The sequence below is a fragment of the Lutibacter oricola genome, assembly GCF_900106565.1.
In the GTDB taxonomy this organism is placed as follows: domain Bacteria; phylum Bacteroidota; class Bacteroidia; order Flavobacteriales; family Flavobacteriaceae; genus Lutibacter; species Lutibacter oricola.
Genome location: NZ_FNNJ01000042.1, coordinates 1 through 2,109 on the forward strand (window position 1 = coordinate 1; position 2,109 = coordinate 2,109).

The 2,109-nt window shown below is 27.8% G+C and carries 2 protein-coding genes; both read right to left on the reverse strand.

From position 1 onward, the window contains the following. Positions 1-236: 236 nt before the first annotated feature. Positions 237-830, reverse strand: a complete 594-nt coding sequence (locus BLU40_RS17330; protein ID WP_090126771.1) for a hypothetical protein — start codon at positions 828-830, stop codon at positions 237-239. A gap of 732 nt (positions 831-1,562) precedes the next feature. Continuing rightward, the gene (locus BLU40_RS17335; RefSeq protein ID WP_090126774.1) at positions 1,563-1,991 is read right to left on the reverse strand and encodes a hypothetical protein; all 429 of its coding nucleotides are present in this window, start codon (positions 1,989-1,991) and stop codon (positions 1,563-1,565) included. Between the last annotated feature and the right edge of the window lie 118 nt (positions 1,992-2,109).

Below are 2,109 nucleotides of genomic sequence, written 5' to 3' on the forward strand. Positions count from 1 at the left end.
TAATAATTATTATATGATCACAAGAAACCATCATAAATAAAAATCCGATTATTATATGTATTCTAAATTTCATTTTTTATAGTGGCTAACGGTTTTTGGTATGTTTTGTTGAGTTGTTTAAGCTTTAAATTCAGTAAATAATTACCGACCAAGAAAATCCGATAGGATTTTCGTAAGTGTGCTAGAACCAAACAATAAAATATACCAGTTGTTGGCTGTATTTGCTTTTATTCGATTTAACTTATTTGTTCTAATAATCTGTATTGTTTTTTCACTAAATCACTATGGATTTCTCCAATTGGCTCATTTTTTATTTTATCTTTCAATTCAATGATTTCGTTCGCAAATTCAAGGAAATTTTCATTTTTCATAAATAGTTGCAACCATTCAGTAAAATCATTCAATTCCTCCTGATCTTTTGAGTATTTAAAATGCTCAATTAATTGTTCATATTCCCAGTTTGAATCTTCGGATTTGTCAAAATGAAGTAATTCTTTATCTAGAAATTTATCCAACAAGTAAGTGTTCGAATAAAAGGTATGTTTAATTTTATTTTCAGCTAATTTTATTCTTTTAGTTTTAAATAAAGTAATCGCCCATTCAAATAGGAAAATTGGATAACAAGAATCCTCAGGGAAATTTTTATTGAACCAATTAAAATATCTCAAACAACCCGAGTAGTCTTGAATTTTTATATATAATTCAGGTGGCAAATATCTTAATCCTCTACCATCGTGATAATATCCTCCCCAATGTTTCTTATCAGCCGCAAGCCCTTTTTTGATTTTGGATATTTTATTTTTTACTCTTTCGATTTGCTTTTCGGTCATAAATTTAACGGGATTCTAGGCAATTACAGCCAACGGGTTTGAGCATGAAAAGTAGCGGTTTATGAAAACGCAATTTTTCAGGCATATAAATATATTCTTTTTTTGTTTTAGAAACATTCTATTTTATTGAATTAAGCAATTTTTTATGCGCGGTGTTGGGTAATGTGGTTTTGAGTTAGAATTAATCTTTTTTGTTAAAATTTTAATCGTGTTATTTCTCAAATCCGTAATTACTTATAAATCGTTGATTTTTTGATACTATTTTCATTTCTCATAAATACTTTTCCGTTTCTATGAGTTTTCTCGTATTCAATGCTCTTTTTTCGGTTTTAAGAGACTTTCTCCGTTTCACCTCATAATTCCGCCGTTGTGCTAAAATCATTTCTCTCCTCCGAGTTTTTCGATTCAATTTTCATTTTTCGAATCATTTCTCAGATCTAACGGCTTTAAATATTATTCAATAGAGTAGAAGTAGTTTTCAACTTTTTCTGTCTCAATATTTTTTTCGGCTCGTGCCTCAGACAGTTTGATTTTTTTAACTCATAAAACTCAAATTGGAATTATCAGAGATAATTCCGCCATATTACCCAACGGTTTTTGGTATGTTTTGTTGAGTGATTAAGCACTAAATTTAGTAAATATTTACTGACCAAGAAAATCCGATAGGATTTTCGTAAGTGTGCTAGAACCAAACAATAAAATATACCAGTTGTTGTGCGTTCGTTTTTTTTGTCATATCCATTTTCCAATTATAAAAATCCATAGAGGAATAATCAAAAAGAAGAATATAATTCCTAATCGTTTTGCATAAATAGCTTGCTTATATTTTGTTTCATATCCATAAAGTATAAATCTTTCTAATTCGGAATCGGTAAAACTTTCTGACGGAGAAAAGTATCGACCCATTTTAAAAATGATAAAAAAGAAACTCAACCATTCAGAGATTGTTAATATTTCATTTTTTCTATTCTTTTTCAGAGTTTTATAATTTTCATATTCTTTTTTTGCGATTATCATTTCCTCATTATTTAAACTCCTCTGTTTTAATTCAGATTTTACAGATTTAATTTTATCAAAATCATTCGAAGAATCAATAATCTCAAAAATTTCATTTGTCGATAAATGTTCAATCTTTTTATTTATTAATCTTTTCGTATACATTTCAATTTTTTTCGGTAATGACGCACAACGGTTTAGGATAACCAAAGTTGTGTTTAAGTTATCGCAATTTTTCGTTTATAAAATTAATAAAATAAAAGTTAAGAAACATTCTATTTAG

What these genes read in the sequence shown, in the direction of transcription:
- BLU40_RS17335 (WP_090126774.1), bottom strand. Translation starts at nt 1,991, where the DNA reads ATGTATACGAAAAGATTAATAAATAAAAAGATTGAACATTTATCGACA.
- BLU40_RS17330 (WP_090126771.1), bottom strand. Translation starts at nt 830, where the DNA reads ATGACCGAAAAGCAAATCGAAAGAGTAAAAAATAAAATATCCAAAATC.